This is a genomic window from Orenia sp. (assembly GCF_055140805.1).
This window is the reverse complement of the sequence record NZ_JBSQYM010000006.1, coordinates 46,930-70,218: the sequence shown is the minus strand read 5'-3', so window position 1 is coordinate 70,218 and position 23,289 is coordinate 46,930. Positions and strand designations below refer to the sequence as shown.

Annotated in this window: 17 protein-coding genes, 1 other RNA gene and 1 pseudogene; all 19 read right to left on the bottom strand. The window is 33.8% G+C overall.

All coding sequences use genetic code 11. From position 1 onward, the window contains the following. Nucleotides 1-509 precede the first annotated feature (509 nt). Nucleotides 510-1,025, bottom strand: a complete 516-nt coding sequence (locus ACTCDL_RS01605; RefSeq protein WP_463173509.1) for a hypothetical protein — start codon at nucleotides 1,023-1,025, stop codon at nucleotides 510-512. 177 nt (nucleotides 1,026-1,202) lie between these two features. Further along, a complete protein-coding gene (nifU, locus tag ACTCDL_RS01600; RefSeq protein WP_463173508.1) occupies nucleotides 1,203-1,607 on the bottom strand; it encodes a Fe-S cluster assembly scaffold protein NifU in 405 nt (134 codons plus the stop codon). A gap of 90 nt (nucleotides 1,608-1,697) precedes the next feature. Continuing rightward, on the bottom strand, nucleotides 1,698-2,864 hold the full coding sequence (nifS, locus tag ACTCDL_RS01595; RefSeq protein ID WP_463173507.1) for a cysteine desulfurase NifS: 1,167 nt from the start codon (nucleotides 2,862-2,864) through the stop codon (nucleotides 1,698-1,700). 86 nt (nucleotides 2,865-2,950) lie between these two features. After that, nucleotides 2,951-3,409 carry an RrF2 family transcriptional regulator gene (locus tag ACTCDL_RS01590; RefSeq protein ID WP_463173506.1) on the bottom strand — a complete coding sequence of 153 codons (459 nt, stop codon included), beginning with the start codon at nucleotides 3,407-3,409 and terminating at the stop codon, nucleotides 2,951-2,953. A 201-nt stretch (nucleotides 3,410-3,610) separates the two neighbouring features. Next, nucleotides 3,611-4,219: a YczE/YyaS/YitT family protein gene (locus tag ACTCDL_RS01585; RefSeq protein ID WP_463173504.1), complete on the bottom strand. Its 609-nt coding sequence runs from the start codon at nucleotides 4,217-4,219 to the stop codon at nucleotides 3,611-3,613. After that, the gene (locus ACTCDL_RS01580; RefSeq protein WP_463173502.1) at nucleotides 4,219-4,845 is read right to left on the bottom strand and encodes a YigZ family protein; all 627 of its coding nucleotides are present in this window, start codon (nucleotides 4,843-4,845) and stop codon (nucleotides 4,219-4,221) included. Before ACTCDL_RS01580 ends, ACTCDL_RS01585 begins: the two co-directional genes overlap by 1 nt. 68 nt (nucleotides 4,846-4,913) lie before the next feature. Next, nucleotides 4,914-6,221 carry an AAA family ATPase gene (locus ACTCDL_RS01575; RefSeq protein ID WP_463173500.1) on the bottom strand — a complete coding sequence of 436 codons (1,308 nt, stop codon included), beginning with the start codon at nucleotides 6,219-6,221 and terminating at the stop codon, nucleotides 4,914-4,916. Between the two features lie 312 nt (nucleotides 6,222-6,533). Beyond that, entirely contained in the window at nucleotides 6,534-7,325 is a 792-nt protein-coding gene (locus ACTCDL_RS01570) for a Cof-type HAD-IIB family hydrolase (RefSeq protein WP_463173499.1), read from the bottom strand. A gap of 295 nt (nucleotides 7,326-7,620) precedes the next feature. Continuing rightward, entirely contained in the window at nucleotides 7,621-8,193 is a 573-nt protein-coding gene (locus tag ACTCDL_RS01565; protein ID WP_463173498.1) for a 5-formyltetrahydrofolate cyclo-ligase, read from the bottom strand. 667 nt (nucleotides 8,194-8,860) lie between these two features. Next, nucleotides 8,861-9,041: non-coding RNA, 6S RNA (ssrS, locus tag ACTCDL_RS01560), on the bottom strand. Nucleotides 9,042-9,210: 169 nt separating this feature from the next. Beyond that, nucleotides 9,211-10,992 (bottom strand): aspartate--tRNA ligase, encoded by a 1,782-nt coding sequence (gene aspS, locus ACTCDL_RS01555; protein WP_463173497.1) that lies wholly within the window; start codon nucleotides 10,990-10,992, stop codon nucleotides 9,211-9,213. 18 nt (nucleotides 10,993-11,010) lie between these two features. Further along, on the bottom strand, nucleotides 11,011-12,273 hold the full coding sequence (gene hisS / locus ACTCDL_RS01550; protein WP_463173495.1) for a histidine--tRNA ligase: 1,263 nt from the start codon (nucleotides 12,271-12,273) through the stop codon (nucleotides 11,011-11,013). An 80-nt stretch (nucleotides 12,274-12,353) separates the two neighbouring features. After that, nucleotides 12,354-13,913 carry a peptidylprolyl isomerase gene (locus ACTCDL_RS01545; protein ID WP_463173493.1) on the bottom strand — a complete coding sequence of 520 codons (1,560 nt, stop codon included), beginning with the start codon at nucleotides 13,911-13,913 and terminating at the stop codon, nucleotides 12,354-12,356. 224 nt (nucleotides 13,914-14,137) lie between these two features. Further along, nucleotides 14,138-15,628, bottom strand: coding sequence for a coproporphyrinogen dehydrogenase HemZ (gene hemZ, locus ACTCDL_RS01540; protein ID WP_463173492.1), 1,491 nt, complete (start codon nucleotides 15,626-15,628; stop codon nucleotides 14,138-14,140). Between the two features lie 265 nt (nucleotides 15,629-15,893). Next, complete coding sequence (locus tag ACTCDL_RS01535) at nucleotides 15,894-16,517, bottom strand: MBL fold metallo-hydrolase (protein ID WP_463173490.1); 624 nt, start codon at nucleotides 16,515-16,517, stop codon at nucleotides 15,894-15,896. A 24-nt stretch (nucleotides 16,518-16,541) separates the two neighbouring features. Next, nucleotides 16,542-16,634, bottom strand: a pseudogene (locus ACTCDL_RS01530) (D-aminoacyl-tRNA deacylase); the annotation flags it as partial. Between the two features lie 95 nt (nucleotides 16,635-16,729). Further along, complete coding sequence (locus ACTCDL_RS01525; protein ID WP_463173489.1) at nucleotides 16,730-18,886, bottom strand: RelA/SpoT family protein; 2,157 nt, start codon at nucleotides 18,884-18,886, stop codon at nucleotides 16,730-16,732. A 39-nt stretch (nucleotides 18,887-18,925) separates the two neighbouring features. After that, nucleotides 18,926-19,441: an adenine phosphoribosyltransferase gene (locus ACTCDL_RS01520; protein WP_463173512.1), complete on the bottom strand. Its 516-nt coding sequence runs from the start codon at nucleotides 19,439-19,441 to the stop codon at nucleotides 18,926-18,928. Beyond that, a complete protein-coding gene (gene recJ / locus ACTCDL_RS01515; protein WP_463173488.1) occupies nucleotides 19,425-23,093 on the bottom strand; it encodes a single-stranded-DNA-specific exonuclease RecJ in 3,669 nt (1,222 codons plus the stop codon). The genes ACTCDL_RS01520 and recJ overlap by 17 nt, the downstream gene beginning before the upstream one ends. Between the last annotated feature and the right edge of the window lie 196 nt (nucleotides 23,094-23,289).

Below are 23,289 nucleotides of genomic sequence, written 5' to 3'. Positions count from 1 at the left end.
CAAATCTCATTTCAGTTGTCAATAACTTTTCAAAAGTTTTTTAGCGACAACGTCATTAATCATAACATTTTAAAGAATCTCTGTCAAGAAACTTTATAAAACAAAAGACTTCTTAACAAGCGACAAGATATAGTATATCAAACCCACTAATTCTCGTCAAGAAAAAATTTAAAGATAAAAATAAATGTTTCATAACACAACTAATAATTTAACATGTTCAATCATATTTGTCAAGAAAAGATTAAATTAACACCTTTCTTATAAACGACAAATAATATAATAACATTTACATTTTAAACTGTCAAGAACTAATTTAGATTCAACAACAAGCTTTGTGATTAACAATGATTATAGCTCAAAATATAACCTTAGCAGTCTGGAATCAGGATTCAGAAAGCTGTGAATCATACTGATTCCTGATAACCGATTTCTTATATTTCATTATTAGTTATCAATCTAATTTTTCACAAAAGTCATGGAAAAACCCTGATTTATAATAGTTAAATCTTTTATAACTTAGTTTTCTGATATAAAAATATTATACTTCTATTAGAAGAGTAATCATCTATCTTTTCAAAATTATAGTTCAATATAAAATCATTCACCTCTTCTTTAGTAAAGGCCTGAAAACAATTATTTGGAGTTTTCTCAGTTCTTCTTCTTACTTCTAATAAAAAATAACCCCTCTGTTTTAAACTAAAATAAGTATTCCTAATATACTTTAGCTTCTCACTATCTCCGTCAATTATATTTAAAACGTAATTTGATACAACTAAATCAACATTTAATTTATAAGACATCAACTTACTCTCATCAATTAAATATGGCAGACTATTAGCTTTAATTAAATAATTAATTTTTCTAATCTGGCTTTCTGTGTCACAAGCATAAACTTCAAATCCCTTTTTGAGTAAATAAATTGAATTTCTCAACTTTCCAGCTCCATAATCCAAAATCTTTACTACTTGATTATCTTTAAAGAACTTAGTCAGATCAACTATACTTTTACATGGTTGAGATAACATCAAAATTCTCCTTTAAAAATTAATTATGATTTATCTTTCCCCAAAACAAGAAATAAAAATCCTAAATCACTCTTATTTTTTAAAAAATCATCTTATCAATTATAAACTAATAAAGCGATAGCCATAAACAACATAGACTATCGCTTTATTACAGTATTCTCTTATTTAAAATTCATCTTACCCATGGTGATGGTGATGATCTTCAGCTGAATCATCAGTTTCAATACCTAAGTAATTATTAATAGCTTTCTTTAAAGCATCCGCAGCTAAATTAGAACAGTGCATCTTAGCAGGTGGTAGACCATCTAAAGCCTCAGCTACAGCTTTATTAGTTAATTCAAGAGCCTCTTCTACACTCTTACCTACAGCTAGCTCAGTAGCCATACTACTTGTAGCGATCGCTGCTCCACAGCCAAAAGTTTTAAATTTGACATCAGTAATTATATTATCTTCTACCTTAATAAACATCTTCATAATATCTCCACATTTTGCATTACCAACTGTACCTACACCATCTGCATCAGAGATTTCCCCCACATTTCTTGGATTTTGGAAATGTTCCATAACTTTATCTGAATACATCTATAACACCCCTTTATTTTTAAGTTTAAATTTTAGTTTGGGTTTAGGAAGACTTTTAAATAAAGCTTAGACTTAAACTCAAACTTAATATTACCCATTATAAATAGGCGACATCGCTCTCAAATCAGTTACTACCTTTGGTAGTACATCCAATATTCTATCTACGTCTTCTTCTGTATTATATGTTCCTAAAGTCAACCTTAGTGAACCATGAGCTACTTCATGAGTCAAACCCATTGCCAATAACACATGAGAAGGATCTAATGAACCCGAAGTACACGCTGAACCACTAGAAGCTGCAATTCCTTCCAAGTCTAATTTCATTAGAATTGATTCACCTTCAATATAGCGAATACTAAAATTCACATTACCTGGTAATCTTTCAGTTCTATGTCCATTTAATTTTACACAATCAATCTTATCTTCAATACCTGAAATCAACCTATCTCTTAAACTTATTAACTTAGTAGACTTTTCATCCATATTATTTATAGCTATTTCACAAGCTTTACCTAAACCAACAATCCCTGGTACATTCTCAGTAGTAGCTCTACGATTTCTCTCTTGAGCACCACCATGTAAGTATTTAGCAACTTTAGTTCCTTTTCGAATATATAAAGCTCCTATCCCCTTAGGTGCATTAAATTTATGACCTGACAATGATAATAAATCTACATTCAGTTCATTAACATCAACCGAAATACTTCCAACTGCTTGTACCGCATCTGTATGGAAAGTTACCCCAGCTTCTTTAGCAATTTTACCAATCTCTGCAACCGGTTGAATAGTCCCTACCTCATTATTTGCCATCATAATAGTAATTAGGATAGTATCTTCCTTAATTGCATCCTTTACATCTTGAGGATCAACCATTCCATCTTCATCTACTGCTAAATAAGTTACCTCAAACCCTTTTTTCTTCTCTAAATATTGACAAGTATGTAAGACTGCATGATGTTCTACAGAAGATGTGATAATATGTTTTCCCTTTTTTTCTAAAGCTTCAGCAACACCCTTAATTGCATAATTATCAGCCTCTGTTCCTCCGCTAGTAAAGACGATTTCCCTAGAGTCATCAGCACCAATTAATTTAGCTACATTATCTCTAGCTTCAGTGATAGCATTTCTAGCTTCCCTCCCAAAAGAGTGAAAACTAGATGCATTTCCAAATATATCAGTAAAATAAGGTTTCATTGTTTCTAAAACCTCAGGAGCAGTTGGAGTTGTTGCTCCATTATCCATATATACTCTCTTCACTTTTATTCCTCCTTTATTAGTTATAAATTATTAATAGCTAGTTACTACTAGCCACTTATTTATTAAGTACAAAGAAAATTCTATCATTATATATGATACATATATCCATGTCTATTACCCTTTTGTTGAGCATTAATTGCTTCTTGTCTCAAATCCTCCAAAGTAATTGAATCCAAAACCTCATCAATACTATCCTTTACCTTCTTCCATATCATCTTTACAACACAATCAGGGCTATTTCCACATTCATCCTTCACTTCTTCAGAAACACAATCAGCAGGAGCAATTGGACCTTCTAAAGACCTGATAATATCACCAATGGTTATCTCTTGAGGATCTCTAGCCAATAAATAGCCTCCATGCGCCCCTCTAACACTATTTACTATTCCTGCTTTTCTTAAAACAGCAATCAATTGTTCTAAATAATGTTCAGATATATCCTGCCTTTCTGCAATACTTCGTAAAGGAATAGGACCATCACCTTGATGTAAGACCAAATCAAACATCGCTCTTACTCCATAGCGCCCTTTTGTAGACAGTTTCATATAAGAGCCTCCCTTAATCCCGAGTTTTCTTCTTGGTATTACAAATTAATCATACCACACAACTTGGTTTTTGTCAATTTAACATGAAAAAATAATTAACAAAAATATTATTTATCTCACTTATCATTATTAGCATTCCCTAGTATTATTATGTGTTTTATAGGCCAAATCAAAATTATAATATAATTAATAATTTATAACTCAAGTACCGACCCCTTCTTGTTTGTTAGAAGAAAAACTCATTAATCTTAAACAACATCCCACAATAGGTCCTATGGTAACAGCACTCAAAATAGTTCCAATGCCTACAGGCCCTCCTAATAAATATCCAATCATTAAAATACATGCCTCAATACTAGTTCTAATCAAACTAATATCAACATCTAGTTTTTTATCTAATGCTACCATCAAACTACCTCTAGGACCAGTTCCACATTTGGCAGAGATATAAACACCAACTCCAAAACCAAATATCATCAATCCCAATAACAAATAAATATATCTAAAGATTAAATTAGTAGGGTTAGGCAATGCTAACATTACTATATCTGTCATTAAACCGATTAATACTATATTAACCACTGTTCCCCAAGTCGGCTTAATCCTAGCCATGAAATAACTAAGTATAATAATTACAAAACCAGTGATTTGACTAGCCCATCCTACAGTTATATTAAAATATTTAGTCAGTCCAATATGAAATACATTCCATGGTGATACACCTAAGTCAGCCTTAATAGTAAATACTATACCAATACTCACAATAACTAATCCTAATATAAATTGTAACCAATTCTGTATTAATTTCATTATCTAAACTTCTCTCCCTTTTCTTCAAAGATAGCTTCTCCCCTAGTTGCATCTGTTATCCTCTTCTTAAAAGCATCAATATAGCTTGGTTTCATCACAGCCACTACCTCAACTCCATCATTCATATAGTTGATAGTTTTAACCTCGCCTTCATGACCTTCTAAATCATTGATAACCTCCCCCATCCTATCATAAGAGACTAAAATTCCCAACTCTATGTACCTTATCTTCTCTAAAATACCAGCTTCTCGAATAACCTCTCTGGCTGAACCACCATAGGCCCTAATCAATCCGCCTACTCCATGCTTAACTCCACCAAAGTAACGAGTAACCACTAGTGCAATATTGGTTAGCTCTTCCCCTTCAATAGCTTGCAAAGCTGGAGGACCAGAAGAACCCGCAGGCTCTCCATCATCACTATATCTCTTAGTAGCTCTATCTCCTATTCCAACTTTGAAAGCATAGACATTATGTCTAGCATCAGCAAACTCTTCATTGATCTTTTCAATAAAATCTTCAGCCTCTTCAATAGTGCTAACATTCTTCACTGAAGTAATGAACTTACACTTCTTTATCTTAGTTTCTACTCTAATATTTCTTTTAATAGTCTTGTAACTATCTGGCATATTACCGCTTCCTTTCACCTCTTTTAAATATTATATCTATTTTAATTTTTAGTAGCAAGAGTTATTGGTTAATCTAAATTTTCTAAAAATTCTTTTATCTTCTTTTCATAACCATTTGTAGTAACTTGATAAAATTTACTTCCTACTAATTCATTGGGCAGATACTGCTGTTTAACATAACTATTAGCATAGGAATGGGGATATTTATAGTCTTTTCCATGACCAAATTCCTTGGCTCCACCATAATGGGCATCCTTTAAATGGAGCGGAACACCTGAAGTAGGTTGAGATTTAACCACCTCCAAGGCTTTATCAATAGCTACAACTGCAGCATTACTCTTAGGTGCACTAGCTATATATAAAGCAGCTTGAGCCAAAGGAATTCTAGCCTCTGGCATACCTACATACTCTAAAGCCTGAGCTGCTGAAACAGCTACCATCAATGCATGAGGATTAGCATTCCCTACATCTTCAGCAGCATGAACAATCATTCTTCTAGCAATAAAGCTTGGATCTTCGCCTGCCTCAATCATCTGTGCCAACCAATAGATTGCAGCATCAGGATCAGAGCCTCGCAGACTCTTAACAAAGGCTGAAGTAATGTCATAATGATTATCTCCAGACTTGTCATATCTAATTGCCTTCTGTTGAATACTCTCTTCTGCCACCTTCAAATCTATTATTCTAACCCCATTATCTTCAGGGGTTGTTAGTACAGCTAATTCCAAAGCATTTAGAGCCCTTCTCGCATCTCCATTTGCAACCATTGCTAGATGCTCTAAAGCTTCTTTACTCATTTCAACTTGATATTCTCCTAATCCCATTTGCCTATCTGCTAATGCTCTTGTTAAGACTTTAATCAAATCCTTCTTATCCAATTCTTTTAATTTAAATATTCTAGAACGGGATATCAATGGCGCATTGACCTCAAAATAAGGATTCTCAGTTGTTGCACCAATTAAAATGACAATCCCATCTTCAACTGCTGGTAATAAAGCATCCTGTTGGCTCTTATTAAAGCGATGTATCTCATCAATAAAGAGTACTGTTCTCTTATGATACATCCCCCTTCTTCTTTCAGCTCGCTTAATCACCTCTCGTAAATCCTTGACCCCAGAAGTAACTGCATTTAACTTCTCAAACTCTGCCTCAGTACTATTAGCAATGATCTGAGCCAATGTAGTCTTACCTATTCCTGGTGGTCCATAAAAGATAGCAGATTGTAAGCGGTCAACTTGAATTGCTCTTCTTAATAACTTCCCTTCTCCTACGATATCCTCTTGTCCTACAAAATCATCTAAAGTACGTGGTCTCATTCTAACTGCCAATGGTTTATCTTGACCATTATCTTGATAATTCTGAGTAAATAAATCCATCATTACACCCCAATTTTATATTTTATAAATATAGCATCTTGTGCTAGTAGGAAAACTAATATACTATAGAGATCATGCGACACTTTTAGGAATCTGGAATCAGTAGTCAGGAATCAGTTATAAACACTGGTTACAGATTCCTGATTCCTGACACGAAAGTGTCTCAATATATCCATAAAAAAACATCATTAACATTTAAAAGTTAACTAGCACCAAAAGTGATTTTATATTATTATACCATAAAAATAACGTCGGAATATTCCGACGTTATTAAATAATCTATATTTCTACTAATAGTGTATCTATCAATTCTTATTCTTCAGAAAGAAACTTCTCCAAAGCATAAGCTACTCCATCTTCTAAATTAGTCTTAGTAACAAAGTCCGCCTTTTCTTTTACACCTTCAGGAGCATTATCCATTGCTATAGACAATCCAGCTATCTCAAACATAGCCACATCATTGAATTGATTTCCAATGGCAATCACCTCTTTAGAATCAATATTCATCTTATCCATCATATATTTAAGAGCATTACCTTTTGAAACCTCTAGATTCATTACCTCTACATACTCTTCATCAGACTGAGTAATATATAATTTATCCTCATACCTCTCAGCCAATAAAGCAAAAAGTTCTGACATCTCCTCAGGATCACCAGAGAATAGAATTTTTGTCGGTGCTTCTTTCAACTGATGCTTTTCTTCAATTATGGCCTTTATCCCTTCTAAATCATTATGTACTTTAGCTATTGACTCTTGATTAGTAATTACCCTATCACCAAAGTATAAGCTTATTCCATGGGAATTATTATAACCATACTCTAATATTTCTTCAGCTAAATCCAACTGAATCTGCTTGTTATGGTAAATATTATCAGTCAAAGGGCACTTAACTATCGAGCCATTCGATGTAACTAACGGTAAATATACTTCTAGTTCCTTAGTATAAGGATATAAAGATTGATAAGGCCTTCCACTAGCCAAAATAAAGCTAACACCTTGATTAGCAAATCTATTAATAGCCTCTCTATTCTTATCAGAAACCTTATGTTCATCATTGAGCAAAGTTCCATCCATGTCTACAGCTACTAACTTATATTTCACATTATCACCTCTTATTTAGTAATATCCAATTTGTATACTTCGTTATTCTTGATAAAAACCCTCTTATAAAATACTAATTTTACAGTCCAATTATAATAATTTAAAAAACTTGTTATTTTAAATTTATAAATTAATCCGTTATTTTCAAGATATATTTAATCATATCAATTTATAGTCAAATATTAAATTAAAGCAACTTTATTGTTTTTGAAACCCCACTTCACCTTTAATTCTAGACTCAACTTAATTATACTCTTAATTGCAAAGTTTATTAACAACCATGGAAATTTATTTGCTAACAGCTAATCTCTCTTCTCTCACTTATTATCTTATTCATCTTAATATCATATTCACTAACTAGCACCTGATCGACAATCTGAAAATCAAAGCAGATAGCCACTCTATTGATAGTTAAATTCTGAGCTAATAATCTATCATAATATCCCCCTCCATACCCTAAACGATTACCCGTCTTATCAAAGGCAAGACCTGGACAGATAACTAGATCGGCATTAGAGAAATTAACTGGCCTTCTATATTCCTGTTTAGGCTCTAAGATTCCATAAGTACCTTTTGTCAACTCCTGATCATAATCCTTCAATTCTGATAATTCAAGCTTATTCTCCTTTAAATTAGTAATTGGAACAATAACTCTCTTCCCTAAATCAAGAGCCCCTTTAATCATTGCTTTTGTTCTAACTTCATTCTTAAAAGATACAAAAAACATTATACTCTTAGCAGCTTTGAACTGAGCTGAATCAAATAATTTGGACTTGATTTTATCACTTTTATCAATTATCTCTTCTTGAGTAAGCTGATTTCTCAAGGTCAGCATCTCTTGACGTTGTTCTATCTTGGTTTTTATCATCAATTAACATCCTCTACTTTTTAACCTTTATTATAAGGGAGGCTATAGTTAATTGCAAGAATTAATAATTTGTGATAGTCAAATTTTAATATAGGTACTGATGGTTAGGGAGATATTGCGACATTTTCCCTTTTTAAAAGCGAATAAAAGTCTTAGGTTCCGCCTAAGGGCGGGTTACGTTTTCAGCCCAAGACTACTTCTTCGGGTTTGAACAGATAACCCTTCGTGAAATTTTAATTTTTATGGTTCTCCTACGGGATGTCCTTGATGCACCCCAAGAGTACTTCTTCAGTGGTAGTGCCTTCAGGGCGAAAAAGTAACCAAACCTACGAGTTTTAAAGAATAAAAACTCTTCGTGATAAATCCAATCAAGAAGAAAATTAAACTCACTACGCAATCAAGATACTAATTATTATCATCAGTCATATTCTTTATTTAAAATTTGCTTAAACTCTAAATTCCAGCTCAATTTTCGCTTCGTTCAAACAGGAATTTTCTTCGGTTTTAAAGATTTTAACTGTCAACCGTCAACTGTACACTGTAAACTGAAATACAAGTGTCATAATATCTATCTATTGTCTCATTATTGCCTCTACTATATAAACTAACTCAATAGTTTTATCTTATTGCAAAAAATAAAAAAATCCAGCATTTCAGCTAGATAAAAAATTGTCCCGCGGTGCCGTACTAGATTTTGTATTTTGCTCTTGGCTTCAAAGTGGGTGCCCTCCCATCTGCTTTATACTTCCTCTCTAATGGAGGCTTGTACGCCACAGATGAAGTCCAGGCTCCCTTATAATATAGTGTTGGGCAAAATATTAATCCGATCTCGAACACCGCAGGACATTTATATTAAGTTTTTTTTATGTCTTTCTTTGATGACTTCCCTTAACTCTATTAAGATAATAACATACTTTAATATTTATCGCAAGTGAAATTGCTTGATAATTTATGGAAATCTTATTCTTAAATATCTAATTCTCATTATTAAGCAAACCTATTGTAGATAAATATAAATTAGTCTATCTCTATCTGTTCTTCTACCTCTATACCAAGCTCTTCTAATTGAGTTTCTGCTACCATTGATGGTGCTTCTGTTAATAAGCAAGTAGCCCTTTGGGTTTTCGGGAATGGGATTACGTCCCGAATAGTCTCTAATCCACCAAGTAACATCACAAGTCTATCAAGCCCAAAAGCAATTCCTCCATGTGGTGGAGCACCATATTGGAAGGCTTCTAATAAGAAACCGAACTTCTCTTCAATCTCTTCTTCATCCATATTCAATAGATTGAAGATTTTAGACTGCAATTTACTATTATTAATTCTGATACTTCCTCCACCAATCTCAATACCATTTAACACCAAGTCATAAGCTTGAGAAAGCACCTTACCAGCATTCTCTTTATCTAACAAATCAATATCCTCTTCTTTAGGCATTGTGAATGGATGATGTAAAGCAACATATCTCTTAGCTTCTTCATCCCACTCTAGTAATGGGAAATCAGTTATCCAAACAAAGTTAAATTCATCTTGGTCAATTAGACCCAAATCTTTTGCAATCTTTAATCTTAAATTCCCCAAAGAAGCTGCTACCACCTTTGGAGTATCTGCTACAAATAATAACAAATCCCCAGTCTCAGCCCCCATAGTATCTAACATATTATTCAATTCTTCCTCAGCCAAAAACTTAGCTATTGGAGACTGTACTCCATCCTCTTTGATTTTCATCCAAGCAAGACCTTTAGCCCCATAGATTCCAGCAAAATCAGTTAACTCGTCGATATCTTTACGAGAGAAATCTACTCCACCTTTAACATTGATACCTTTAACTTGTCCACCTTTAGCAATGGTACCACTAAAGACTTTAAACTCTGCATCCTCAACCACATCAGATACATCGGTTAATTCTAAACCAAAGCGGATATCTGGTCTATCACTTCCAAAACGCTCCATAGCTTCATGGTAGCTCATATGCGGAAATTCCGTTGGAGCCTCAAATCCAGCAGTTTTAAATACCTCTTGAATCATACCTTCAATTAAGTCCATAATCTCTTCTTGGCTCATAAAGGACATCTCTATATCAATCTGAGTAAATTCTGGTTGACGATCTGCTCTCAAATCTTCATCTCTAAAACAACGAACTATCTGATAGTATCTTTCTAAACCAGATACCATCAATAATTGCTTAAATAGCTGCGGTGATTGCGGCAGAGCAAAAAACTGACCTTTGTTAACACGACTTGGTACTAAGAAGTCCCTTGCACCCTCTGGAGTACTCTTAGTCAACATCGGTGTCTCAATATCTAAGAAGTCCTTATTATCCAAATAGTTTCTAACAGCCTGCTTGACCTTATGTCGCAAGATAATATTATCTTGCATCGGCTTTCTTCTTAAATCTAAATATCTATACTTTAATCGCATCTCCTCACTAGAGTTGATATCATCTTCAACTTGAATTGGAGGAGTTTGAGCTTTATCTAAGATATGTAATTCTTCAGCATAAATCTCAATTGCTCCAGTTGCTAAATCTTCATTAATCATCCCTTCAGGTCTAGCAATAACCTCTCCCTTGATAGCTATAACAAATTCTTTTCTCAATTCATCAGCAACTTCAAACATCTCTTCAGATACTTCTGGACTGAATACTACTTGTACCAACCCAAACCTATCTCTTAAATCTATAAAAATTACTCCTCCATGGTCTCTTCTACGGTTAACCCACCCCATTAGAGTTATCTTCTCTCCTACATGCTCTCTTCTCACATCACCACAATAGCAGCTTCTTTTTAATCCTTTCATCCTTCAATTACCTCCCAATTAGTCTATACGCTTTGTCATCTCTTCAACTAGGTTCTCTAGTTTAATCTCTACTTGTTCACCAGATTTCATATTTCTAATAGTAGCTACTCCCTTATCTAACTCATCTTCACCTAAGATAATACTATAGTTAGCATTATTTCTGTCAGCAGCCTTCATTTGACTCTTCACACTTCTTCCTAAATAATCCATCTCTACCTTCAATTCAGCTTTACGCAGTCTAGCTAGATATTTAAAGGCTTCCTCCTCTGCTCTAGGGCCAATAGTAGTAATAAATAAATCTATACTATCATCTATTGGTAACTCAATACCTTGCTCTTCTATGGTTAGCAGGATTCTCTCCATCCCCATAGCAAATCCTATGCCTGGGATATCCTTGCCACCAATTTCTTGCGCTAATCCATCATAACGACCTCCACCAAAGATAGTATCTTGGGCACCAAGTCCTTTATAAATTACTTCAAAAGCTGTTTTAGTATAATAATCTAGTCCTCTTACTAAATTAGCATCAAGGATATAATTAATACCTAATAAATCTAAATGCTTCTTGACACTAGCAAAATGCTCTTCACACTCTTCACATAGCTCTTCATAAATCTTAGGTGCTTGTGACATAAACTCTTTATCTCTATCTGCTTTACAGTCCAAGATACGTAAGGGATTACGGTCATAGCGGTCTTGGCAATCAGAGCATAAGTTTTCGAGATATGGCTTAAAGTAATCCATTAACTTCTCTCTATATGCTTTCCGACATTCAGGACAACCGACACTATTTAAGTGTAGTTCCAAATCCTTTAAACCTAACTCTTCTAATAAATGGATACCTAAAGAAATAATTTCAGCATCTATTGCTGGATTATCTGCCCCTAAGACTTCTGCTCCCAATTGATGAAACTCTCTATAACGACCCGCTTGTGGTCTTTCATACCTAAACATTGAACCTATGTAAAAATACTTAGTTGGTTGAGCTTGTCCATAGATCTTATTCTCTAAAAAAGATCTTACTACAGAAGCTGTTCCTTCTGGACGTAAAGTGATACTTCTACCACCTTTATCTTCAAAGGTATACATCTCTTTTTCTACAATATCAGTTGTCTCTCCAATCCCTCGTTGAAATAATGCTGTCTCTTCAAAGATTGGTGTTCTAATCTCTTTATAGTTATAACTACCAAATATCTTCTTTGTTAAATTTTCTAGATACCGCCACTTAACTGTATCTTCAGGGAATATATCCTTAGTTCCCCTTGGGGCTGTAATACCCATTCTATCCCTCCTAAAATATTGAAAACAGTACATAAAATTTAGTAGTAGGGGCGTAATAAATTACGCCCCTACTTTAGAAATTACTTTGCACTCTCTTCTTTAGTTTCTTCCTTCTTTGATTCTTCTCTTTTTTGTTTTGCTTCTTCTTGCTTCTTACTTTGAATCTCTTTTACCTTCTCCATTTGGGCTTTAGCTTTATCTTCAAGACCCATTTGGCTATAGATATTTGCTAATCTATATTGAGCCATGATATCATCCCCAGATAAGGTGGAGAATATTTCATACTGCTCAAGTGCTTTTTCATTATTATCTTTCTTTCTATAAGCATCACCTAATGCTAAGTGTAACTCAGCATTATCTTCATTATTGGTCAATCCATTTTGATAGACTTCAATAGCCTTAGCAAATTTTTCATCCTTTGTATATAAGTCAGCTAAGCTTACATAAAAATCAACTTGTTCAGGATAATTTTGAATTGCCTCTTGGTAAGTTGAGATTGCCTCTTCTTGATTTCCATTCCTCTGGTAAACTTCAGCTAAGTTGTGATATAGATAGTATGCTCCTTGATTATTAGCAATAGCAGCTTTATAATTATTAATTGCTGTTTCAAAATCACCATCTTTTGCTGCATCAAAAGCATTAATTTCCTTATTTTCAATTACAATCTTAGCACTATCTCTAACCTCTTCTAACCAATTATTAACGGCTTCTTTCTCTTTTTGAGCAACTAACTCTTTTCTTAACTCTTCTTTCTTCTCTTCAAACTCTTTTCCACTAGCTTCTTTCTTATCAGTTACCTTAATAATATGATAACCAAACTCTGTCTTAACTAGATCACTAATCTCTCCAACTCCCATAGAAAATGCAGCTTCTTCAAAAGGTTTAACCATTCTACCACGAGTGAAAGAACCTAATTTACCACCTCTAGAAGCAGAAGGTCCTTCTGAATATTTTTCAGCTAATTTAGCAAAATCTTCTCCAGCTTTTGCCTTTGCTAACACTTCTTTAGCCTTAGCTTTAGCTTCTGCATCTGTTTTATCATCAGTCTTAATTAAGATATGGCTTGCAGTAACCTCTTCATATTGCTTTGCAATCTCTTGGTCAGTTACCTCTACATTAGCTTTTACTGAATCTAGCACAGCTTTAATTTTTTCTTGAGTAGCCATATTCTCTCTGATGTTGTTCTTTACATCTTCAATTGTTTGTCCATTCTTCTTGATAATCTCTTCAAATTCTTCTTTAGAAGAAGCATAATAATCAACAACTTTATCTAATTGAGCTTGAACATCTTCATCACTAATCTCTGGATTAATATCCTTCTTATTAGCCTCTTGAAGAATTAACTTTTGATTAATTATATTATCTAAAATATTAGCCTTTAACCCTACTACTTGGCTTGGAGCAATTTGATTCTGATATTGTCGTAAATAACCTTGTAATTGATATTGGTATTCTTGATAAGGTATCTCTTCACCATTTACAGTTGCTACAGCTTTATTAAATCTTTGAGCATAAGCCTCTTGTTGAACTCCACCTTTTCCTCCTGGAGTATTCAAATAAACCAATGCACCTGTTGCAACAAAGGCAACTACTACTACATAAATTATAACTTTTGTATTCTTTCTTAATAAATCCATCATAATTGCATTTTCCTCCCTCTATATAATTTAATTAAGAGCTTAACTGTAGCCTATAGCTTATAGCCTTAAATTCTCATAAATAGGCCAATAATAAAAGTTTGAAATCAGACAACTAAGTTATATTGTAACGTATCAAAGTTAAGATGTCAATTTCAGCTATTTTGATAAATAAGATAATTCAACCTAAGGAAGATGATTATAGTATATATAAGTAAAATTAACAGCTATTTAGTATAAAATCCCTTTAATTTACTTACCTTTGTAATCGTTCTTTCTTTAATTTCACTACTATATTGTCCAGGAAATTTAGGGTTATATAATCTTTCTAAAGACCAGTCCTCAGGATTGACTAGCTTAGTTATTGCTCCTCCCCCAAGTCCAATTACTGTCTCGCGCTCTTCCATCATTATAATATTATAAATAGATTCCTCTCCAGACTTAGCATATCCTACATTTTCTAGATTACCCAAGATGTGCTTCTGCCTATACATATAATAAGGTATCAAACCTATTTTTTTTGCCAAGCCCTCTGTCAAATGTATCATCTCTTCTACTTCTGTAGCAGAAGATAAATCAGTATCATCTAAATTATTTTTCAGTCGAGAAGCCCGCTTAATTGCCAAAGTATGTACAGTGAAACTATCAGGATTGAGCTTTTCAATCTCCTCTAAAGTATGTTCAACATCAGATATATTCTCATCAGGAAGTCCAATAATGATATCCATATTAATATTCTCAAAACCAATCTCTCTAGCTAAATTAAAGGATTCAACTACCTCTTCAACAGTATGACACCGCCCAATATGATCTAAAGTTGACTGATTCATAGTTTGAGGATTGATACTTATTCTTTCTACACCATAGTCTTTTAAAAGCTGTAGCTTATCTTTATCAATTGTATCAGCTCTACCTGCTTCAACGGTAAATTCTCTTAAACTAGGATGAATAAAATACTTCTTCAATAATGCTAATAGTACATCTAACTCTTCAGCAGATAAAACCGTGGGAGTTCCCCCTCCAATATAGAGGGTGTCTACCTTCAACCCTAACTCATTAACCACTTTACCTATCTCTTCTACCTCATAGCAAAGAGATTTTAGAAAATCAGGCATATACCTTCGATTATTCTCAATAGGATAAGAAGCAAAGGAGCAATAATTGCATCTAGTTGGACAGAAGGGAATTCCTACATAAATACTTATTTTGTTCTTAGCTTGATCTTGAGTAGGAAGATAATTCCGTTCTAATTTGATTATATCTAGTAATAACTCTCTTTTTTCCTTGGATACACCATAGATATCCTCTAAATAGTTATCTATTATCGAATAATCTAACCCTCTATCCAATAAATAATGTCCAATCTTAGTTGGACGTACCCCAATTAGAATCCCCCAAGGGCTCATCTCCTGATTTAAATATTTAATTAATAATCTATAAAGGCTTAATTTAAGCCTTTCTTTGACCCTTTTAAAAAAGTCTTCTTCACTATAAATGTCAGATAGAATCTCCTTATCGCTAATCTTTTCCTCTAAAGAGCTCTCCTCTTTTAGATAGCTATTGACCTCAATACCATCAGAAGTATCTAATTCACAAACAACTGTTACTCCATCTACTTCTTCCTCTATATGATAAAACTCTACCTCTGGTAATAATATTTTCAATGTATCTTTAACGGATTCATAGTATTTTGGAGTTATATCTAAATTTACTTTCATGATAAAATCCTCTCTAACTTAAGTTAATTAATAGCTATTAGTAACTATATATATCAGATTGTGCTAACTAAATTTTATGTAAATATGTTGGTTAATAGGTATATTGAGACACTTTTTACTTTGGTGGTTAGGAGTTAGGGGTTTAGGTATTTAGGCAGTTCCCAACCCCCTACCCACCTGTCTACCTCCTACGAGTTAAAAAACAACTCTGCGTGTAAACCGTCTAAATATCACTCTATTATACCAACCCTTACTAAAATAAAAATTATATATATGAATTTTCACTTCTAGCACGATTTAAAGTACTCTCTGGACCATGACCAGGGCATACCTTCAAATCTTCTTCAAACTCTAATATTCTAGCTATAGAATCTCTTAAAGCAGAGTAAGAACCCATTGGGAAATCAGTTCTACCAACTCCTCTAGCAAAGATAGTATCACCTGTAAATAAGATATCTTCTAATTTCAAACAGATACTACCTGGAGTATGACCTGGAGTATGAATTACTGAAAAGACTAAACTACCACATTCTATCTTTTCACCATCCTCTAGCAGTCTATCAGCCTTAGGACATTCCAACTGTTGACCCATCTCACCTATAAAGAAAGATAAATTCAGCTCAGAGTTCTGTAAAAACTCAGCATCATCCCGGTGAATTAATAATTCAGCACCAGTCTCTTCTAATAATTTAGGGTTGGCAGCAATATGATCATTATGACCATGAGTATTGATAACATATTTAACCTTTAAATCATTGTCATCAATCACCTTTAAAATATCATTAGCTTGTGAACCAGGGTCTATCACCACTGCCTCTTTACTATCTTCATCAGCAACAACATAACAGTTAACACTTAACGCTCCTACAGATAACCGCTTAATAAACATTTCCCTACTCTTTCCTCCTTAAAATCAAAAATCTTTCTTACTATCCACTAGAATAGTAACAGGGCTAGCATTAATTAAAGTAACCTTCATATGGGTTTTAAATTCACCAGTCTCTACCTTTAATCCATAAGCAAACCCTTCTTAACTTCAACCTCAATATCACTAGAACTTACGCTCTGTAAAACTGCCCTGATCTATCGTCCTCTTTACAATCAAGCAGGATTTGCCCGTTGTACATTCAGTACTCCATCAATATCTTCTAATTTACGAATAATATCTTTCATATGCTCTAAACTGCTTATCTCTAAAGAAAGATTAATATAAGCTAAAAGATTCTTAGTAGTACGAGCATTAATTGATGTTATATTCACTTTAGCATCTGAAATAACAGTAGTTACATCATTTAATAGTGATTGTTTATTCCAAGCTTCAAGCTTCAATTCAACCTCATAAGAAGTCTGTTGATCTACATACCACTCTACTTCTACAATTCTCTCTTCCTCAGTCTCTTCTAAATTCTTAAGATTAGGACAATCCCCTCTATGAACAGATACGCCACGCCCTCTAGTAATATAACCTACTATCTCATCACCAGGTACTGGGTTACAGCATTTAGAGATTCTAACTAATAGACCATCCATCCCTTTAACTTTAATCCCTTTGTTTTGGCGTTTTCTCTTAATAATTCTCTTCTTTCTTAATTTATCAAGCTCATATTCAGGACAATCTTGTTTTTCTGGCGGGATTAATTTTTTAACCACTTGAGAAACTGAAAACTTATTATATCCAATCCCTGCATAAAGCCCGTCGATATTAGCAACTCCTAGTTTTTTAGCTATCTCTTCAAGCTTTTTAGTCTTTTCAGCCTCTTTTAAGGTGAAATTCTCTTTTTTCAGTCTTGATTCTAACATCTCTTTACCCTTAATACTTGTCTCTTCTTTACGTTGCTCTTTAAACCAATGCTTAATCTTACTTTTAGCTCGAGAGGTCTTGACAAAATTAAGCCAATCACGGCTAGGACCACTATTATTAGAAGTAAGTATCTCTACAATATCACCATTTTTTAAACGATATTCTAAGGGAATAATCTTCCCATTAACCTTAGCCCCAACACAGGTGTGACCTATATCAGTATGAATATTGTAAGCAAAATCTACAGGACTAGCTCCATAAGGAAGAGAGATTACATCACCTTTAGGGGTAAAGACGAAGACTTCATCTTCAAAAAGATCAATCTTTAAATTTTCCATAAATTCTTTAGCATCATTTAAATCCTTCTGCCACTCTAATAGTTGGCGTAACCAAGAGATCTTTCTCTCAAAATCTTCATCCTTCTTATTACCTTCCTTATAACGCCAGTGGGCTGCGATACCATATTCAGCAGTACGGTGCATTTCCCAAGTTCTAATCTGAATCTCTAAAGGTTCTCCTTTAGGACCAATTACTGTCGTATGAAGGGATTGATACATATTGGATTTTGGCATAGCTACATAATCCTTAATTCTACCTGGCATTGGGTTCCACAACTCATGAATAATTCCTAAGACCTGATAACATTCTTTAACCGAAGTAACTATTACTCGTAAAGCAGTTAAATCAAAGATTTCCTTGAACTCTTTGCTATATTTAATCATCTTCTGATAAATGCTGTAAAGATGCTTTGGTCTACCATAAAGATCAGCTTCAATATCTACCTCTTCTAGCTTGCCATTTAAAGTAGATATGATATTTTCAATATACGCTTCTCTCTCTGCTCTATTTTTAGCTATCTTTCTAGCCAATTCATAGTAATGATCTGGCTCTAAATACCTAAAGCTTAAATCTTCTAACTCCCACTTAACATGGGAGATTCCTAATCTATGAGCTAAAGGAGCATAAATTTCAAGGGTTTCGGTAGCTTTTCTAATCTGCTTCTCTTTAGGTAGATATTTTAATGTTCTCATGTTGTGAAGTCTATCAGCTAATTTAATTAGAATTACTCTAATATCCTTAGCCATAGCCAAGAACATTTTACGCAAACTCTCAGCTTGATGCTCTTCACGAGATTTAAAATCTATCTTACTTAGCTTAGTAACTCCATTAACAAGCAACTCTACCTCTGGACCAAACTCTTCTCTTAATTCTTCTGCCGTTACTTCAGTATCTTCAACTACATCATGTAAGATAGCAGCAGTAATAGAGATTACATCCAATTCTAATTCTGCCATTATTTTAGCTACTTGTAAAGGATGACTAACAAAAGGTTCGCCAGAAACTCTATATTGACCTTCATGGGCATCTTTAGCAAAGTAATAGGCCTTCTTCACCAACTCAATATTCGGATTTTCAGTATAACTGCTTATTTTTGCTAACAATTGCTCTAAAGCCATAACTTATTGCTCCTTTATCAAAAGATTAAATATTTCTATTTATTCATCAATAATTAAAGAAAAGACCTCATAATCTCCTATCTTCTCTCTACCATCTAAAAATCCCAATTCCATTAAGAACGCAATTTCAACAATCTCTCCACCTAACTGTTCAACTAAATCTATAGTGGCCTTTACAGTTCCGCCAGTAGCTAATAAGTCATCTACTATTAATACCTTGGCACCTTGCTCGATGGCATCTTTATGTATCTCAATTATATTACTTCCATACTCCAAATCATATTCTGTCTTAATGACATCACCAGGTAATTTGCCTTCTTTTCTAACTGGTACAAACCCTTTATCTAATTTTAACGCTAGAGGAGCACCGATTAAAAATCCTCGTGCTTCTATCCCTAAGATTAAATCGATATCTTTATCTTCATATCGCTTAGCAATTCTATTAATAGCCTCTTGGTATGCTGTTGGATCCTTTAATAAAGTAGTAATGTCCTTAAAAGCGATACCCTCCTTAGGAAAATCTGGAATAGTTCTTATCTTATCTGCTAAATTCAACATTCTTCTCCCCTTTCAATTTTATAAACCTTTTTGGATAAATTGGTTGATTGATTAAATTTAATAGTTTCTCTGGTGATTCTTCTAAAGCAAACTTCTTAAACTCCATAAAAGCCTGCTTATCTTCAATACCTTCATTATATCTTATTGAGCTACTTAAGTCTAGTTTTACCTTGGGTTTAGGGTGCAACTGAATTATCCTGCCACCCTCTTGAATTCTAGTTAAGAGCTTTAATTCCTCTAAAATTCCTAATCCTGCAGAAACAGTACTTGCTTGTACCGATTTCTTTATCTTTTGATTTATCTCATCTGCCAGTTCTTGATTAGTAGCAAAGACCTCTCTATCTTTGGTCTGCAATTTATTTAAAACAATATATAATTGGGCTAAGACTTCTCTGTCAGGAGCCATAATATCTAAAATAAATTCATTAATTCTAGCATCTTGCTGTCCATATAAGAGATGGATATATGACTCTTTACCATCACGGCCAGCCCGTCCACTCTGTTGATTGAACTCAGTTCGATTAAAATTGAGATGGTATAAGATAATATGCCTAATATCTGGGATATCAATTCCTTCACCAAAGGCACTAGTAGAGATAACTACCTTTAATTCACCATCTCTGAACTTCTCCTCTACCAAAACCCTCTCTTGATTGGTCAAGCCAGCATTATAAAAAACAATCTGCTGGGCTAAGAAAGGATTAGCTTCCCTTAACCTACTAGCTATCTCAATACTCTTTTCTCGGCTATTGACATAAATAATTACCTTCTCTCCTTTAGCAATTATATCATCAATATAAGCATCTTTATTAACAGTATTCCTATTGTCAATTAACTTTAGGTTATTACGGACATGGGGGTCAATTATCAACTTGTCTGTCTGCAAAGAGTTAACTATCTCTTCAGTAACCTGATCATTTGCAGTGGCTGTTACTGCTAAAACCAAAGGGTTTTCTAATTCTACTAATAGTTCGGGTATTCTCTTATAAGTAGGTCTAAATTGATTAGACGCTAAACCAATATGATGACTTTCATCAACTACAAAAAATCCTATTCTATCTCCAATTTCCCTAAATCTATCTAAATTATATTCAATAAATTCAGGTGTAGTTAGTAGAACATCAACTTGATTACTATTTAAAGCTTGATTCAACTCTTCTCTTTCTTTAATAGTCAATGAACCATTCCCTTTATAAACTCTAATCCCTAAAGGTGCTAATTTATCCTGTAATGAACTATATTGATCATTAACTAAGGCCCTCAAAGGATAGATGATTATGGTCATTAAATTGAATTTTATAGCTTGAAAGGCTGCAAAACTCTGAAAAACAGCCGATTTGCCTCTCCCAGTTCCAAAGATAGCTAAAGTATTATTACCTTTGAATAGACTATCAAGGGCTTCTGCTTGCTTTTCTCTAAAACTATAATTCCCAATTAATGATTTTCTAATCTCCTCTAAAATCTCAGTTTCCGATCTAGTAGCAAGTTTGGCTCGATATAAACTATGTTCTGCATCCTCTTTTTTATCTAAATAATCTTTGTCCTTTTCTATAAAGAGATTGACACCTAGGCTCCTACCATCCTCTCCTCCTGTTATATCAGAAACGATGGCTTTATATTCAAGTCCATTATCCAAATAAGGCGCTAAATGTTTAGCTAAATCAGCTTTGAGAAAACCAATCTGCTTCTGAGTCTTAGTCAATACTTTAATCGCATTAACATCATATCTATTATCGGGATCTCTTTCTAAAAAGAGCAAATCACCTTTGTTAACCTCTGCTTTTATTATCTCCTGTCTACCTTCAAAGGTAACACCTACAACTTTAGTATAGAAAGAATCACTCTCTCCAATTCCTCGATAAAAGTCATCTGCTAATATCTCTTCACTCTTAGCAAAAAGCTGATCTACAAAGGATAACTTAGGAAACTTGATATCCTTGATAGTCAAACTTACATTCTCTTCTCCACCAAAGTCATTAATATCCATAGTAAATGCTAAAGATATATCCTCATTCTCTGTCTGCAACCTCTTCCTTAGCTCTGCCATTCTCCAACCAATAGCCTCTATGCTTCTACCTTCTTGGGCAAAATTAATCTTAATATGACTTTCTTCTTTACCAAAGAGATAGAAGTTATCTACAGCTAATTCCTTTAAGGCAAACTTAGGTCGGGGATTTGCACAACCATAAGGTTCTAGTTTGGCTAATTGATAGACCAATTCCTTTGAAACCTCTTCCATACTAATAACTTGTTCTACTTTTAAGCGATCTATTAAATCTTGTTCTGTTAAGACCTGATCTGCATACTCATTGATCATCTTTCGCAATTTAGGGATATCTTCTGCTTGTAAGGAGCAACCTGCTGCCTCCTTATGCCCTCCAAAACCTTCAAAACACTCTTCACAATACTTAAAGGCTTCATAGAGGTGGAAATTGCGAATACTTCTAGCTGAACCTAAAACTCTACCATCTTCAGCATAAGTCAGTAAGACCACTGGCCGATAATACTTCTCTTGAATCTTAGATGCAGCATTTCCAATTACACCTGGATGACCTTCAGCTAAAGGGATTACTAGTACCTTTTCTTGCTTCAAATCAATCTCTTGGTCGATATATTCTTCAGCCTGTTCTAAAATCTGACCGGTAATCTCCTGACGATCAGCATTCATCTCCCTTAGATGTGCAGCTAAATCATCAGCCACCACTATATCAGGCTCAGTAAAGATCTGTACACCTAAATATGCTTGCCCTAATCGACCAGTAGCATTGATACATGGTGCTAGATAATAACCTATTCCTCCAGCACTAATATCCTTATCCTTATAACCGACCTTGCTTTTTAAGATTCCTAAATTAAAGTCTCCTCTTCCGACAAACCCATTAATCTGCTTTAGTCCATAATAGACTATTACTCTATTCTCTCCAACAAGAGGAACAATATCAGCAATAGTACCTACTGCCACTATGCTTATATATTCGATTAATCCATTGAAATCCTCTAAAGCTCTTAATCTAGTCAATAAAGCATGAACTAATTTGAAAGTTACCCCTACCCCAGCTAATTTTTTAAAAGGATATTGGCAATCTTCTTGTTTAGGGTTCAGTATTGCTAAAGCCTCAGGTATCACCTCTGGTACTGTGTGGTGGTCAGTAATAATCACATCAATACCTAATTGCTTGGCTAAAGCAACCTCTTTAACTGCTGAGATGCCACAATCTACAGTTATAATCAAATCAGCACCTTTGTCAGCTAAAATCTTAATAGCCTCTTGATTTAAACCATAGCCTTCTTTAAGACGATTAGGGATATAATAGTCAACATTAATTTTAAATTGCTTTAATACCGTCATTAATAAGGAAGTACTTGTAATACCATCAGCATCATAATCTCCATAAATAAATATCTTCTCTTGCTTTTCAAGAGCCTGTTCTATTCTATTACAGGCTTTCTCCATATCCTTCATTAGAAAAGGATCATGTAAATCCTCTAAACTAAAATCTAAAAACTCCTCGATCTCTTGAGGAGTTTTTAAACCTCTATTGGTCAAAATTCGTGCTATGACTGGATTTATATTCAAACTTTTGGCTAGTCTATCAATATTGTCTTGATTGCTTTCTTGGAATGTCCATATCTTTTCTTGATTTACCATGATTCTCCCCCATTTTTGCAGATTATAATCAGCAACACTGATATACATTCTTCATAAAAATCCGTTTTCCTTCTTAAAGATTTATGTAATTTTTCTTTTAATTACTACTGATAGTTTAATGGTTTCTCTAAACATTCTATGTAAATGAATAAATTTGAAGTGAAACTTAATGGGTATATTGCGACAGTTTAAGTTT